At 41.2% G+C, this 15,530-nt stretch carries 8 protein-coding genes and 2 rRNA genes (1 of these 10 only partly in view); 8 read left to right on the top strand and 2 right to left on the bottom strand.

Features of this window, described 5'->3' with window-relative positions; all coding sequences use genetic code 11:
• From C1721_RS16045 to C1721_RS16015, 7 genes are all read left to right on the top strand, one after another.
• Window positions 1–93 (top strand): 23S ribosomal RNA (locus tag C1721_RS16045); it begins 2,299 nt to the left of the window's first position.
• Window positions 94–181: 88 nt separating this feature from the next.
• A 5S ribosomal RNA gene (gene rrf / locus C1721_RS16040) occupies window positions 182–292 on the top strand.
• A 290-nt stretch (window positions 293–582) separates the two neighbouring features.
• The gene (locus C1721_RS16035) at window positions 583–1,749 is read left to right on the top strand and encodes an efflux RND transporter periplasmic adaptor subunit (protein WP_102409162.1); all 1,167 of its coding nucleotides are present in this window, start codon (window positions 583–585) and stop codon (window positions 1,747–1,749) included.
• Window positions 1,746–6,218, top strand: a complete 4,473-nt coding sequence (locus tag C1721_RS16030) for a multidrug efflux RND transporter permease subunit (RefSeq protein WP_102409161.1) — start codon at window positions 1,746–1,748, stop codon at window positions 6,216–6,218. Before C1721_RS16035 ends, C1721_RS16030 begins: the two co-directional genes overlap by 4 nt.
• Window positions 6,219–6,340: 122 nt before the next feature.
• Window positions 6,341–7,549 carry a 6-bladed beta-propeller gene (locus tag C1721_RS16025; RefSeq protein WP_102409160.1) on the top strand — a complete coding sequence of 403 codons (1,209 nt, stop codon included), beginning with the start codon at window positions 6,341–6,343 and terminating at the stop codon, window positions 7,547–7,549.
• A 149-nt stretch (window positions 7,550–7,698) separates the two neighbouring features.
• A complete protein-coding gene (metA, locus tag C1721_RS16020; protein WP_102409159.1) occupies window positions 7,699–8,631 on the top strand; it encodes a homoserine O-acetyltransferase MetA in 933 nt (310 codons plus the stop codon).
• Between the two features lies 1 nt (window position 8,632).
• Window positions 8,633–10,459 carry a peptidase U32 family protein gene (locus tag C1721_RS16015; protein WP_102409158.1) on the top strand — a complete coding sequence of 609 codons (1,827 nt, stop codon included), beginning with the start codon at window positions 8,633–8,635 and terminating at the stop codon, window positions 10,457–10,459.
• Between the two features lie 22 nt (window positions 10,460–10,481).
• On the opposite strand, the gene C1721_RS16010 is transcribed toward C1721_RS16015, so the two are convergent.
• Together C1721_RS16010 and C1721_RS16005 are read right to left on the bottom strand one after the other, a co-directional pair.
• A complete protein-coding gene (locus C1721_RS16010) occupies window positions 10,482–10,949 on the bottom strand; it encodes a WbuC family cupin fold metalloprotein (protein ID WP_102409157.1) in 468 nt (155 codons plus the stop codon).
• Between the two features lie 112 nt (window positions 10,950–11,061).
• Complete coding sequence (locus C1721_RS16005) at window positions 11,062–13,551, bottom strand: TonB-dependent receptor (protein ID WP_102409156.1); 2,490 nt, start codon at window positions 13,549–13,551, stop codon at window positions 11,062–11,064.
• Between the two features lie 322 nt (window positions 13,552–13,873).
• On the opposite strand from C1721_RS16005, the gene C1721_RS16000 reads away from it, so the two are divergent.
• Window positions 13,874–15,442, top strand: a complete 1,569-nt coding sequence (locus tag C1721_RS16000; RefSeq protein ID WP_159063611.1) for a hypothetical protein — start codon at window positions 13,874–13,876, stop codon at window positions 15,440–15,442.
• Window positions 15,443–15,530 lie beyond the last annotated feature (88 nt).

Below are 15,530 nucleotides of genomic sequence, written 5' to 3'. Positions count from 1 at the left end.
AAGGGTCGTTGTAGACTACGACGTAGATAGGCTACAGGTGTAAGTGCAGTAATGTGTGAGCCGAGTAGTACTAATCGCCCGAGACTTTCAGAAGGGAAAGTGGGATGATAGTTTTGTAGGAAAGGAGTTTTACTGAAAAGACTTTATTGATAGTCCAGAGTGTTTAAGAAATAAAAGATATTAAGGTGGTTATAGCACGAGGGATCCACCTCTTCCCATACCGAACAGAGAAGTTAAGCCTCGTCACGCCGATGGTACTGCGTAAAAGTGGAAGAGTAGGTAGCCGCCGTTTTTAAGGCTGAGAGAGAGATCAGCCGAAGAAGAAAAGAAGGAATCAATCGAAAGGTTGGTTCCTTTTTTGGTTTAAGTGAAAGATGATAAGATGTGGATTTCTACAAAAAAGTGTGGATTTATTCTACAGATAAAAAGATATATAAACTGCATTATTTAATTAACATATTCCCTATCTTCTTTGTTATTAATTATATAACGTATATTAACTATACAGGGAGTATGAATGGAATGATTCTTTCATAATTAAATTAACAAACTTACAAAATAGAAATCTTATATAGAAATAGAATGTTTAGTAAAGGATTAGTCAAGGCAAAGATTGTTTTAGTAGCCCTTTTAGTATTAGCTACCGGATGCCGGCATAAGAATGAACCTCAATTACCAATAGTAGTTGTAGATAAGCCGACCAAAGAAGATGTACAAATATTCGGTGAGTACGTAGGGCGTATCCGTGCTGCCAGCTTCGTTGAAGTGCATGCACGGGTAGAAGGTTATCTGGAGAAAATGTTATTTGAAGAAGGAAAGCGGGTAAAACAGGGAGAACCTTTATTTATTATAAACTCTGCTCCTTATAAAGCACGTGTGGAAAAAGCAAAGGCCCAACTTAAAAAAGATCAGGCTCAGGCTGCTAAAGCACGACGAGACGTGGAACGCCTTACTCCTTTGTATGAACAACATGCCGCCAGTCAGTTGGATTTGGATAATGCTCTTGCAGCTCTAGAGAATGCAGAAGCAAATATTGCTATCAGTAAAGCTGATTTGGATAATGCACAATTAGAATTAGGTTATACAGTAGTAACTTCTCCTTTATCCGGATATATCAGTGAACGTTTTGTGGATGTAGGAGCTTTAGTTGGACCAGGTGTCAATTCGAAACTGGCTGCCGTAGTAAAAAGTGATACTGTTTTGGTGGATTTTAAAATGACTGCTTTGGATTATTTACGGGCGGAACGCCGTAATGTGAAATTCGGAGAACAAGATACGACCCGAAGTTGGCAGCCTACCGTTTCTGTAACATTAGCAGATAATTCAGAATATCCTGTAAAGGGAATAGTCGATTTTGCTGATCCGCTTGTAGATCCACAGACAGGTACTTTTGGTGTTCGTGCAGAATTGTCTAATCCTAATCAGAAATTATTGCCAGGACAGTTTACGCGTGTAAAATTATTACTGGATGTGCGTGAAAGAGCGATCGTTGTTCCCCGTAAAGCACTTTCGATAGAGAAAGGCGGCGCTTTTATTTACGTAATCAGAAAAGATGATGTTGCTGAAAAGCGCTTTGTACAAACCGGTCCGGAGATAGGTAATAAGATTGTTGTTGAACGTGGTTTAGGTGAAAACGAGCGCGTAGTAATAGAAGGTTATCATAAATTGGTACCAGGCGTAAAAGTGCATCCTATTGATGCAGGAGATCAAGAAGCCATTCAAAAACTGAGAGAGGAGGAAGAACAATGAAACCAGGATTCTTTATAGATCGTCCGGTATTCTCAACTGTTCTTTCCGTACTGATTGTGATTGTGGGAATAATCGGGCTGGTGATGTTGCCTGTAGATCAGTATCCCCAGATTACTCCTCCGGTAGTAAAGATAAATGCCTCTTATCCGGGAGCCAGTGCTCTGACTGTATCACAGGCGGTAGCGACTCCTATTGAACAGGAATTGAATGGAACTCCCGGTATGATCTATATGCAGAGCAGTAGTTCTAACTCAGGAGGTTTGAGCATAACTGTTACTTTTGACGTTTCAGCAGATCCGGATTTGGCTGCCGTAGAAATACAAAACCGTGTAAAACTGGCGGAAAGTCGTTTACCTGCAGAAGTAGTACAAAATGGTATTACTATAGAGAAACAAGCTCCCAGCCAGTTAATGACTTTAAGTCTAATGTCTGAGGATCCGAAATTTGATGAAATATACCTCAGTAATTTTGCAACAATTAATGTGCTGGATGTATTACGCCGTATTCCTGGTGTAGGACGAGTGTCGAATATCGGTAGCCGTTATTATGGCATGCAGATTTGGGTATATCCCGATCGTTTAGCAAATATGGGACTTACCGTAAAAGATTTGCAGGATGCTTTAAAAGATCAAAACCGTGAATCCGCTGCCGGTGAGCTTGGCAAGCAGCCAGTGCTGGATGTGGATATTACATTACCTGTAACAGCGCCCGGCCGTCTTTCTACTGTAAAAGAATTTGAAGATATAGTCATCCGTGCTAATCCTGACGGTTCTATCGTCCGTATGAGAGATGTAGCCCGTGTTTCTTTGGAGGCTTCCTCTTATTCAACAGAAAGCGGAATCAATGGAAAAAATGCTGCTATTTTGGGTATTTATATGTTACCGGGTGCTAATGCTTTGGAGGTCGCAGAGAATGTGAAGATTGCCATGAAGGAAATTAGTAAGAACTTTCCGGAAGGCTTGGAGTATAATTTTCCATTTGATATGACTGAATATATATCCCAATCTGTCCATGAAGTATATAAAACCCTTTTTGAAGCCTTATTTTTAGTTGTACTGGTTGTTTTCCTTTCATTACAAAACTGGCGTGCCGCTTTAATTCCTACCATAGCTGTTCCTATCTCTTTGATTGGAACATTCGGATTCATGCTGATATTAGGCTTTTCACTGAATATGCTTACTTTGTTAGGGTTGATTTTGGCTATCGGTATTGTGGTTGATGATGCCATTGTTGTAGTTGAAAATGTAGAACGTATCATGGCGGAAGACAAACTGTCGGCACGTGAGGCTACACATATAGCCATGCATGAATTATCGGGCGCTTTAATTGCCACCTCAATGGTGTTGGCCGCAGTGTTTGTGCCTGTTAGCTTTCTGGGAGGAATAACGGGGCAGCTTTATCGTCAATTTTCGGTAACTATTGTTGTTTCCGTATTACTGTCTACTGTTGTTGCCCTTACATTAAGCCCTGCTATGTGTGCTATTATTTTGCGTCCGTCACATAAGAAGAAACCTTTTATTTTCCGTAAAATAAATATATGGTTGGCCAAAGGGAATAAGACCTATACAAAATTATTGAGAAAAGCTATTCAAAATCCACGTCGCATATTAGCCGGATTCGGTATGGTGCTGGTAACTATTTTTGTATTGAATCGTGTACTTCCGACCAGCTTTATACCGGAAGAAGATCAAGGTTTTTTTACTATTGAACTGGAAATGCCGGAAGGGGCAACTTTGGAACGTATGCGTATTGTGACTGACCGTGCTATCGAATATCTGGAAAAGCAACCGGCGGTTGCTTATGTTCAGAATGTTACCGGTAGTAGTCCACGTATTGGAACTTCTCAAAGTCGTGCGACATTGACCGTTATTCTTAAGCCATGGGAAGAACGTAAATCGTCAGACATGAAGGTTGAAGATGTGATGGAGGCTGCCCGTAAGGAATTCTACTATTATCCGGAGATCAAAGCTTATCTGAACCGCCCTCCTGTAATACCCGGTTTAGGTGAAAGCGGAGGTTTGGAAATGCAGTTGGAAGCCCGTGGCGATGCTACTTGGGATAATTTGGTAAGTGCTACTGACACTTTCCTGTATTATGCATCAAAAGCTCCTGAATTGCAAGGCGTTTCTTCTGCCATGCAATCAGAGATACCTCAGTTATATTTTGATGTAGATCGTGATAGGGCAAAATTCTTAGGTATTCCATTAGCGGACATATTTTCTACAATGAAGGCTTATCTGGGCTCAGTTTATGTAAACGATTTTAATATGTTTAACCGTATCTACCGCGTGTATATTCAGGCAGAGGCTCCTTATCGTGCAACACGAGATAATATAGGATTATTCTTTGTCCGTGCTAAAAATGGGGCGATGGTACCTCTAACGGCGTTGGGAACAACTGAGTATACAACAGGACCCGGCACGATTAAACGTTTCAATATGTTCTCTACAGCTTCTATTAATGCCGTAGCAGCTCCCGGGTATAGTACCGGTGAAGCTATGGATGCTATGGAGCGGATTGCACGCGAACATTTACCGGAGAACATCGGTTTGGAATGGAGCGGTCTTTCATTTCAAGAAAAACAGGCTGGCGGTCAAACCGGCTTCGTGTTAGCCTTGGTATTTTTGTTTGTTTTCTTGTTTTTGGCTGCTCAATATGAAAGTTGGATTGTACCTATAGCCGTTCTTCTTTCGCTGCCTGTTGCAGCTTTGGGTGCCTACCTTGGTGTATGGATTACCGGTTTGGAAAATGACGTTTATTTTCAGATAGGTTTAGTTACTCTTATCGGTTTAGCTGCCAAAAATGCCATTTTGATAGTAGAGTTTGCCAAAGTACAAGTAGATTCGGGTGTGGATGTTGTAAAGGCTGCTATCCATGCTGCCCAAATGCGTTTCCGTCCGATTTTGATGACATCTTTGGCCTTTGTGTTGGGTATGCTTCCGATGGTATTGGCAAGTGGGCCCGGGTCAGCTTCACGTCATAGCATTGGTACAGGTGTGTTTTTCGGGATGTTGGTAGCTATTACTATCGGTATTGTATTAGTTCCATTCTTCTTCGTATTGATTTATAAGATAAAAGGAAAACTACGTATGGCGCGTATTCTTAAACGTCATTATTGTATAGCGGTTTTGGCTGTGTCTCTGGTAGGACTTTCTTCTTGTAAAATAGGAGAGAAGTATACCCGGCCGGAGTTGAATCTTCCGGCAGAGATCGAGGCAGGAGCAGACAGTTCGTCTGTATCTGATATTCCCTGGCAAAGTCTTTACACCGATCCGACATTGCAACAGCTCATCCATCAGGCTTTAGAGAATAATAAAGATATGAAGATTGCTGCATCTAAGATAAAAGAGATGATTGCCGCAAAACGTATCTCTTTCGCTAATATGTTTCCACAAGTAGATGCTAAAGTATACGGACAAAAAGAAAAATTGAATTATGGAGGAGATAATCCTAGTCCTGATCCTGAATTTGGTGCCAAGTTAGCTTTGTCGTGGGAACTGGATTTATGGGGAAACCTCCGTTGGGCAAATGAAGCTGATATAGCTGTATACATGCAATCGGTAGAGGCGCAAAGAGCTTTGCAATTGACAATTATAGCGGAAGTTGCCGCAAATTATTATGAATTATGTGCTCTGGATCGTGAGCTTTTTATCGTACAGCGTACACTGGAAGCCCGTCGTGAAGGGGTTCGTTTGGCAAAACTTCGATATGAAGGGGGCCTAACTTCCGAGACAGCCTATAATCAGGCTCAAGTGGAGTTGGCCCGGACTGAAACTCTTATACCAAGCCTTGAACGTGAGATTAAGATAAAAGAAGGAGATCTCTCCATGTTGTTGGGAGAATATACTTTTAAAATACCTCGTGGCTTATCCCTCAGTAATCAGCATTTGCCGGATGCTTTACCTGTGGGCCTCCCATCTTCCTTGCTTGAACGTCGCCCTGATATGCGTCAGGCAGAGCAACAGTTACGTGCCGCTAACGCTCGTGTGGGTGTGGCACGTACTGATCTGTTCCCTAAAATACGTTTGACTGGAAACTTGGGATTTGAGAGTGACGAACTGACCGGTTTTTTGAAAAGTCCGGCATGGTTTATTGTTGGGGATTTGGTTCAGCCTTTGTTTGCCATGGGAAAGAATAAAGCAAAGGTAAAAGTTGCAAAAGCCCGATACGAACAGGAATTGTATGGATATCAGAAAAGCGTGTTAGGTGCTTTTAAAGAGGTGAACGATGCCATAGTTACTATCCGGAAAGTTAAGGAAGTCCGTGCGTCACGCGCCCGGTTGGAAGAAGCAGCACAGAAATATCTGGAATTGGCACAACTTCAATATATCAACGGAGTTACCAGTTACATGGATGTACTGGATGCCCAACGTGGATATTTTGACGCTCAGGTAGGACTTAACAATGCCGTTTTGGACGAACTACTGGCTGTTGTATATTTATATAAAGCATTGGGAGGAGGATATTAGACAGGGATCGCATGGATTTGATGGTCAATGGATAAAATAAATATACGTATATTTCGTAAATTGTTTGAATATTCGTATATTGCGATTGTTTCGTAGAGTAAATAACATTAAATCCTATCGTTATGATGACCTCTTTAAAATCTTTCTCGTTATTGGCGGCAATAGCTGTCTTTTCCGCTTGCGGCGAAGCCCCGCAAGTGAATTATTTGGAAAATGCGCCGGTAGTGGCTACACGTATCTTGATTGATGGAGAGGAACTTATCGAGATGGATCCTGCTCTGTTGAAGGATACCGTGTTTTTTCCTATCAGTCATTTCACGGAAGATCTTCATATCATCAAGCTGGGTGAGGGTGATGAAGCATTGACTGGTGCCGATGCCGCTTTGGTTTCGGACAATTATATTCTAACAATTGGGAGTGGAAATATTCCTTATAAATTATTTGATAAACAAGGCCACTATCTGAATGATATCGGAGCTGTCGGACAGGGGCCCGGAGAATATAGGTTTATTTATACGGCACGAATAGATGAGGAGAATCGACGTATATATATGATGCCGTTTTTTGCGAGTTCTCTTTTAGTATATGATTTGGAAGGAAATTCGCTTCCTTCCGTGCCTTTGGTGCATAAAGGAGTGATTGCGATGTTTGTCGTACAGGGAAATAAGTTAGTGGTCATGGCTTCTCCTCAACCCCAACTTCCCTCTTGCGTATGGGTACAAGATATGGCAGGTAATTTGCTTTATGATATCACTACTTCCTTTGATTTTGATTTCCGTAATACAATGATCGCTGTTTCCCTGAATGAGGAAGATCATATAGATCTGAGTTACTGGACTCATCAACCTCGTGTGGATTCGTTATACTATGTTGATTTGGAAAAGAAAAAACTGATTCCCCGATTCACCACACGTTTTAAGGGGGATGCCTTGAAACAACATATGTATATGGAATGGCCTGGTTATTATTTGGGAGATACGAGTACCTTAAGTCTGGTTTCGACTACTGATGACGACGGTAATGTATTGCAGCGACAGGAAGGCGAAGCTCCGGATTACTATATTGTTGATAAAAAGACGTTGAAAGGAGCCTACATTGTCCTTATCAATGATTTCTTCGGAGGAGAACGCTTTGAAAGTCCGTTGGTGTTTCAGTATCAATCTTATTCAGTTTGTGTAGATCCCGGAGTATTGACGGAATGGATTGATAAGGCACTCAAATCCGGACTACTTTCGGATAAGATGCGGAAGAAACTCATCGAAGTACAGGCGAATATGAGCGAGAATGATAATAATTATCTTCTATACGCGAAATTGAAAAAGCCAAATTGAAAGTTTTTGCCTGGCGGATGGATATTCCCGGTCTTATTGAGCCCTACTAAGCTAGTATACATGAGCATAATAACCGAGTGATCATGTATAAGCGATAATGAAAAAATTCTTATTATCTTTGTCCTCATATAAACAATCGAGGAAAGAAGATGCCATTAAATTTACAAAAGAACTTACCGGCTATTGAGTTACTCAAAAAGGAGCATATTTTCGTTATAGACTCTCTCAGAGCTTCAGAACAAGATATACGTCCTTTGCGCGTTGTGGTGCTTAATCTGATGCCTCTTAAGATAACTACTGAGACCGATTTGATTCGACTGCTTAGTAATACTCCGTTGCAGGTAGAATTGGATTTCATGAAAATCAAGGGGCATACACCGAAGAACACCCCGATCGAGCACATGCAGGAATTCTATCGGGATTTCGACGAGATAGCGGATGACTTCTACGACGGGATGATCGTGACCGGCGCTCCTGTGGAGCAGATGCCTTTCGAAGAGGTGAACTATTGGGAGGAGATCACCTGTATATTTGACTGGGCACGTACTCATGTTACTTCCACGTTATATATCTGTTGGGCCGCCCAGGCAGGATTATATCATTTTTATGGTGTACCTAAATATGATTTGCCGGCTAAGATGTTTGGGGTGTTCCGTCATACCTTACGTGAACCGTATTTGCCGATATTCCGTGGTTTTGATGATGAATTTTATGTTCCCCATAGCCGTCATACAGAAGTACGTCGTGAAGATATTCGTAAAATTCCCGAATTAACACTCCTCTCCGAGAGTGAAGAATCCGGTGTATATATGGCTATGGCACGCGGTGGTCGTGAGTTTTTTATAACAGGACACTCTGAATATTCACCCTATACCTTGAATGACGAATATATTAGAGATGTTAGCAAGGGGTTGCCAATATCTGTTCCCCGTAATTATTATCGTAATGACGATCCCGCACAAGGGCCTGTTGTACGTTGGCGCGGACATGCTAATTTACTTTTCACCAATTGGCTGAACTATTACGTTTATCAGGAAACACCATTCCGTATAGAAGATATAAAAAATCTTGGTTGCCTCTAATATGCGTACAATAGAACTGCTTGCTCCGGCTAAAGATTTGATTTGTGGTATTGAAGCTATCAATCATGGAGCTGATGCCGTTTATATCGGTGCTCCCAAATTCGGAGCCCGTGCAGCAGCCGGAAATTCATTGGATGATATAAAAACTCTATGTGATTATGCACATCTTTACGGTGCGCGAATCTATGTAGCGCTTAATACCATTCTGAAAGAAGATGAATTGGAAGAGGCCGAATGCCTTATCCGCCAATTATACGATGTGGGAACAGATGCCCTCATCGTGCAGGATATGGGGATTACCCAGCTGGACTTACCTCCTATCCCGTTGCATGCCAGTACGCAAACGGATAACCGTACTCCGGAGAAAGTGAAATTCTTGCAAAATGCAGGTTTCACACAAGTGGTGCTGGCTCGTGAGCTATCTTTAAATCAAATCAGAGCAATCCATGAACAAACAACTGTTCCCCTGGAAGTTTTTGTACACGGTGCTCTTTGCGTAAGCTATAGTGGACAGTGCTATCTGAGTGCCGCCCTTAGTGGGCGTAGCGCCAATCGTGGAGAATGTGCACAATATTGCCGGCTTCCCTATACGTTAACAGATGCTGATGGTAAAGTTATAGCAGACAGTAAACATTTATTATCGTTACGGGATATGAACCGTTCTGAGTATCTCGAGGCTTTAATGGATGCAGGTGCTTCTTCATTCAAAATAGAGGGACGTTTGAAAGACATTAGCTATGTAAAGAATATCACAGCCTTTTATAGAAAGAAATTAGATGCTATTTTATCCCGTCGCTCCGAGTATTGCCGGGCTTCTGCCGGGACTTGTACATTCACTTTTGAGCCGGTGGCCGAAAAAAGTTTTAATCGTGGTTTTACACCTTTCCTGACGGAAGAACGTACGGCGGATATTACCGCTTTCGATACTCCAAAATCGTTAGGGGAGCTCGTTGGGACAGTTAAAGAGATAAAAGGAAACTCATTTACTATTGCCGGAGTAAAACAACTTAATAATGGAGACGGACTTGCTTTTTTCAATACAAGAGGTGATCTGGAAGGTTTTCGGGTGAACCGGGTAGAAGCTAATCGTATCTTCCCATTGAAGATGCCTGATATTCGTCCTAAAATGCAGATATATCGAAACTTTGATCAGGCATTTGAAAAACAGCTTTCCAAGCCTTCTGCAGAACGTAAATTAGCTGTGAATATTCGTTTTTTTGACAATTCGTTTGGCTTTTCTCTGGAAATGGAAGACGAAACAGGTGCTCGCATTGTTATTAACCGCTCCTTTGAAAAGGAAGTGGCGCGAAAAGACCAGCAAGACAATATACGTACTCAATTGGGTAAGTTCGGAAATACGCCTTTTGAAGTGTCAAGGGTGGAAATAGATCTTTCCGAAAATTGGTTCGCACCGTCTTCTTTACTGGCTGATATGCGTCGTGAAGGGGTGGAAAAGCTGCAAGTTTGCCATCGTATGCGTTATCGTCGTGAACTGTCAAAGCGGAATATAGCAAACGCCGATGCTGCGCTTTATCCCGAAGGATCGCTTACATATTTGGGCAATGTCGCTAATAGCCGTGCTTGTGCCTTTTACAAAAAATATGGAGTGGGAGAGATCGCGCCAGCCTTTGAACTCTGCCCGCAAAAAGATGTGCCACTAATGTTTACAAAACATTGTATCCGTTTTTCAATGAAGGCATGTCCGGTATATCAGAAACCTGTATCTTCTTTCAAAGAACCGTATTATCTTTTATATAAAGATACTCGTTTGCGTTTACAATTTGATTGTAAAAATTGCCAGATGCTGGTGTATGCGGAAAACAAATAACTATGGGGAAGGTTGGAGAGATTTATATTATCTCCTCCAACCATTTCATATAATTACGAACTGCTTCTGTATCTTCGGCGGCGGGGCTCCATGGCGCCATATTTTCTGGGCTTAGCGGTGCAAAAGGCCCTTGTTTTACCTCATAGATAACCGATCCGCTTTCTAGCACCAACAGCCCATGCCATACACCTGCTTTTATTTCGGCACCATATATGCCGGAATGTGGGTCGAGTATTAACTTCTCTGTGATGTGTCCGTCTTCGTCAAAAAGGAATACTGCAACACGCCCTCGTAAAAGGAGAAAGAATTCATCTTTCGATGGATTCAAATGACGATGCGGTCGCAAGTAAGTGCCCGGTTCCATTGCATTAAGCAGACGATTTACGGGATCGTCCAGTTCTTCATGGAAATTGTAGTTCATGCGAAGGCGGGGAGATTGTTTTGCCTTCGCTGTTGTTTCGTCCAGAAGTTGGGTATTTATGATTTTCATGTGCATATACTATTTATTACAATGCGAATATACGAAAAAGAGTTTTGAATCTGCTCAATCTTTTTATCCGGGGAAAACTTCTTATAACTGTACGCTGGTAATACCACTACGGCTACTCCATGTCGTAAGGATCCGGTTCTTCGCTTCTCTGTTTATTTTTATCTTTCCTTTTATCCATATTCCCGAAACTATACGTAAGTGTGAAACCTACACGTCGTCCTCCTCGCCAGTTTTCCGAATCCTGCCAGAAACCGGTTCCGGAAGTGATGGTGCGAAATTTTCGGGAATCTAATATGTCACGGGCATTAATGCTGAGTGTCAGTTTGTTTTTTATAAAAGATTTGCGTAAACCCAGATCTACGGAGTAGCTGGGTTTACGGTAGCCTTGTGCCATCAATCGTTTGGAGTTGTAACTTCCTGTCCCTTGGAAAGAAATGCCTAAAGGAAGGCTGAAATTGGCAATCATACGCGCATCCCATGAAAAGCTTTCGTCGGTTTCTCCCGTGACCGGTGTCTGGGCGCCTTCCGGGAGATAGCTAAAGCCATCGAGTTTGGAATAATAGAGGTTTATTGTTGTTGTAAGGTCTAGAATCTTAAACAGCTTGTCTTTGCCTACAATCTCCAGACCACTAGCTTGTGATTTGGCTACGTTTTCGCTTGTAGTGTACATTACATTGTCTGTGGTATTCAAGAAACGAATACGTTGGATTACGTCATCCGTAGAACGGTAATAACCGGAAAGAGATAAAGTATGCCCGGATTCCCATGTTTTGATGTAATTTAATTCAAAAGAATGGGAATATTCCGGCGTTAACTCCGGGTTTCCAAACGAAATGTTGGAGGCGTCGGAAATATTGCGGAACGAGTTCAACTGTCCACCCCAAGGACGCCGCAAGCGACGTGTATAATTTATTTGGACCTCATTGTTTTTAGGTAAGGCGTAAGAGATAAATGCACTCGGGAAAAGTTTGAAATAATCTTTTTCAAAAGATTCCGAAGGCTTGCCGTTAAATTCCTGTTCGAAATCCAGAGAACGGGTGTCTACGCGCCAGTATTCTCCGCGCAGACCGGCTTGATAACTCAGATTTTTCCATTTACCTCCGTAAGTCATGTATAAAGCATGTACGTCCTGATTATATAAAAAACGGTTGTAGAGTGCCTGGTCTTGCCTGATGTCTTCGGCCGTTGTTCCTGTATATGTGTCTACTGGGCTGGCATTCCTTTGGAAAGTTCCTTTATAACCAGCTTCAATACGAGCCATATCTGATATTTTATTGCTGTAATCCGCCTGTACTTCCCATGTCTTGTCATTGATGTTGTTTTCCTGGGTTTGATAGATAGGATTGGCTGTTTGAGCTGGATCAGTGTATAAGGTCGATTGCCGGAATATATTTGTACCATCCCGTTTCCATTGATTGTTACTTACAGTCAGATCAATGTTACTGTTTTCCGAGAACTTATGGAGATAATTTAGTTCGATGTTATACATTTTCATATCCGAATCTCCATTCGTCTTGCGATCACTAGTGTAAATGGTATTCTTTTGGCTGTCGGTGGAGATATAATGGATTGTTTCTTTATCGTCTCCCCCTCCGGTCATCCCTGTCACATTAAAAGCCAAATCATCACTTTTGGAAATATGCCATGTTGCACCAAAGCGTCCGAACCAGTTGTTGTGGTTTCGTTTAGAATCGTTTGTTTGGTTAAGAAAACTGTTGTCGGTTGTATTTTGCCGGCTGGTGATGCCTCCGCCTTTAAATTCACGGTTGCGGTAGTTCAGATTAGCATAAGCATCTACTTTACTGCTGCTGTAGTTGATATTTCCACTTGCCTGATAGCCGCCCTGTGTGTCTGCTCCCGCTTTTACACTGCCGTAGTAGCCGGCTTTCCGGTTGTCTTTTAATATAATGTTAATGATGCCCGCTGTCCCTTCCGGACTGTATTTTGCGGAAGGGTTCGTGATGACTTCTACCTGTTTGATGTCTTCTGCAGGCATCATTTCCAGAATGTCTGCTTGATTATCGGCAGATAAACCTGAAGCTTTGCCATTGATCCATATTGTTACGCTGGAATTGCCGCGTAAAGATACTTCACCTTCGTTGTTGACTTCAATAGACGGAATATTAGCTAAAAGATCGCTGGCAGAACCGCCTTCGGAGGAAATATCTTGTGTTGCATCGAAAACTTTCCGGTCTATTTCAAAGCGCATTTGAGGCCTTTTGGCTACTACTTCTATATCTTCCAGTCGATTAGCATTTTCCGATAATTTAAGTTCACCAATGTTGAATGTCTGGTTATTATTACTGATCGTAACGTTTTTGGAAACTTCTTCGTAACCAACGTAAGAAAAAGTAACTGTATACTCACCCTTTTTTAACCCTCCGATACTGTAGTTTCCATCATTTCCGGTAACTGAGCCTTGCAGTATTTTGTCCGAGCCTTTAGCCTTTACTGTTACTGTGACAAATTCTAAAGGTCCACCTAGTTCTCCGTCTATTATAGTACCTTTAATTTTTCCATCCGTTTCATTCACACTTTTTATATCCGGTGCAAAACACATAAGCATACCGGTCACTAGGATAACCATATTTTTCTTCATCATCGCCTTAAGTCTGTTTTTATTTTACAAAACGTTTTATTTGACTTAATTCGGATGAAAAGGTTTATTTGAACAATGAAAAATTAAGTGAATAAATGTAATCTTTAAGGAGCATTCTTGTATGTTCAGGAGTTTCTTAATAACTTGCCGCTGTGTCTTTTTTTAATTCATTGAATACATAATTATTTTAAGTTGTTACTAATAAAGATTATATTAAAGGAGAGAGGATACATTTTTATATTTTAAAATTTAAACAGACTCTAATATTCAAAAAATGTGTAGACTTAATGTATGTAGTAGGGTAACTATGAAAATAGCTACCATTATGTTGTTAGTTTTATCCGCTTGTACGACAGAAAAAGAGATTATTAACCTTGTTCCAAATGAACCAGCTGCAGATGTTCCTAATTATTATTGTACGTGGCAGTATCAACTTTGGCTTCAAGAGCCTCCGGTGACAACCCGGGATGTTGTGTGTCATGACGTACTTTTTGGAGATAATGGACTTGCAAAGACCATATATCCTGAACTTAGGAAAGACCTTTATTTTGTTTTAGATGATGGATGGGATTTACCATACGATGGTGGAAAGATGAGTCCGGGACCTTATTTTGGTGGATTAGTGATTTCAGAAACTAAATTTCCCGGTTATGGAGATACCCCGCAAGAACGATTGAAGACAATGGTGAAAAATATTGAAGATTGTGGTTGGAAAGGAACCGGAATCTGGATATGTGCTCAGGAGAATGAACAGAATCGTGGTGAGACTTGGAAAGAGGAATACTGGCGCGAACGGATCGAATGGAGTAAATATGCAGGAATAAAATATTGGAAGGTGGATTGGGGAATATATTGTGATAAACAGGAATGGAGACAAATGATTACCAGGCTTGCTGATGAGATTTATCCTGACCTTATTATAGAGCATGCTTTTTGTTGTCCTCCGATAAATGATTGGAAAGGAACTGGGCTTAACAGATGTACTCCAGAATTTATAGAAACTTGCATGTATACGGCAAGTTATTCTGATGTATTCCGGAATTATGATATTACAGAAGAATTATCTGTAGCAACATCATTAGATAGGATAGGAGAGTTTCTTCTAGCGGCTCATACAGATGGAAAACATCTGGGATTTATGAATTCGGAAGATGAGGTTTATATGGGTGCTTCGATGGGATTGACAATGGGGGTGATGAGATATCCTTTGAAAGGAAAAGAACAAAATTCTCCATTTTTAGCTACCCGTCCGATTCGGAAGATGCTGGATGAGGTTACAAGAGCTGTAAGATGGCAACGGATAGCTCCGGCTTATAGAACAGATGCGTATGATGTACAAGTGTCGGATGAATATTTGACAGATGATTATGCTTTTGGCCCTTATTGGACGAAAGATGTAGAGAATAAGCATATCAAACAGATGGCTCCGGCTGTAATTGCCCGGGGTATTTCGCTTCCAGAGGTTTCTGTCGAATCAGGAGAAAAACCATTTGTGTTGGCTGCACGTAATCCGAATGGGGCAATTAGTATAGCTACATTTGGGCGGACAAATGCTTCTACAAAGTATAAAACCATTGAGGCTAAAATAACTTTGAATGCAGGAGATTTAACTGGGAAAATAGGTGTTTTTGGTTATTATGATGAGTTGAAATTGTCTTTTAATCAATCATTGGAAGGAAAAACGGTCTTAGCTCAGGATTTAAAGGATAATAAAGCTATAGATATCACTTCTGATGTTATGATTAAAGGGAATGATATAATTATATGTGGTTCTTTGATAAAGAAGATCGGACGGATGAAAGCTACAGATGGTGATCTTTCTGAACCAGGATTGGTTTTACAAATTGGCGAAAGTAAGGATTTTCTTCCAGCGCCTCTGATAAAAGAATCCTAACTTCATAGTTAAGGTAAATACTTGGAATATATTCCGGATATTTTACAAGAAAAGGGATATCCTTCTTTTAGGATAATCCCTTTTCTTG

The sequence above is a fragment of the Parabacteroides bouchesdurhonensis genome (assembly GCF_900186615.1).
Classification (GTDB): Bacteria; Bacteroidota; Bacteroidia; order Bacteroidales; family Tannerellaceae; genus Parabacteroides; species Parabacteroides bouchesdurhonensis.
This window is presented reverse-complemented; position numbering and strand designations above follow the sequence as displayed.

Coding starts and splice junctions, on each gene's coding strand:
- C1721_RS16005 (WP_102409156.1), bottom strand. CDS start 13,551: ATGATGAAGAAAAATATGGTTATCCTAGTGACCGGTATGCTTATGTGT.
- C1721_RS16000 (WP_159063611.1), top strand. CDS start 13,874: ATGTTGTTAGTTTTATCCGCTTGTACGACAGAAAAAGAGATTATTAAC.
- C1721_RS16035 (WP_102409162.1), top strand. CDS start 583: ATGTTTAGTAAAGGATTAGTCAAGGCAAAGATTGTTTTAGTAGCCCTT.
- C1721_RS16015 (WP_102409158.1), top strand. CDS start 8,633: ATGCGTACAATAGAACTGCTTGCTCCGGCTAAAGATTTGATTTGTGGT.
- C1721_RS16025 (WP_102409160.1), top strand. CDS start 6,341: ATGATGACCTCTTTAAAATCTTTCTCGTTATTGGCGGCAATAGCTGTC.
- C1721_RS16010 (WP_102409157.1), bottom strand. CDS start 10,949: ATGAAAATCATAAATACCCAACTTCTGGACGAAACAACAGCGAAGGCA.
- metA (WP_102409159.1), top strand. CDS start 7,699: ATGCCATTAAATTTACAAAAGAACTTACCGGCTATTGAGTTACTCAAA.
- C1721_RS16030 (WP_102409161.1), top strand. CDS start 1,746: ATGAAACCAGGATTCTTTATAGATCGTCCGGTATTCTCAACTGTTCTT.